This is a genomic window from Vogesella mureinivorans (assembly GCF_007644035.1).
Taxonomy (GTDB): domain Bacteria; phylum Pseudomonadota; class Gammaproteobacteria; order Burkholderiales; family Chromobacteriaceae; genus Vogesella; species Vogesella mureinivorans.
Window position 1 is genome coordinate 1 of the sequence record NZ_VMTV02000526.1, and the last position, 282, is coordinate 282.

Consider the following 282-nt stretch of genomic DNA (forward strand, 5'->3'; position numbering starts at 1 on the left):
CTCCAGCTCCTTCAGCCGTTTCACCTGATCCGACTTCAGGCCGCCGAACTCACGCCGCCAGCGATAGTAGGTGACCTCCGTCACCCCAATCGCCCGGATCGCCTCCGCCACAGACTGCCCCTGCGAGACCAGGACATCCACCTGCCGCAGTTTGGCCAAGGCCTCCTCAGGCCGGTGCTTCACCCTCGCCATTTCGGTCCTCCTCCGGTCTAAAGCCATACCTCAAGGCGGACCACCTATCGTAATCGCCGGCGGCAACTCCTCCCCGTGCTGCGGTGTCCG

At 64.5% G+C, this 282-nt stretch carries 1 protein-coding gene; it reads right to left on the reverse strand.

Going from position 1 to position 282, the window contains the following annotated elements; translation table 11 throughout:
* Window positions 1-192: transposase (locus tag FLQ44_RS14380; RefSeq protein WP_147694970.1), on the reverse strand; the 192-nt coding region annotated here is incomplete at its 3' end.
* Window positions 193-282: the final 90 nt, after the last annotated feature.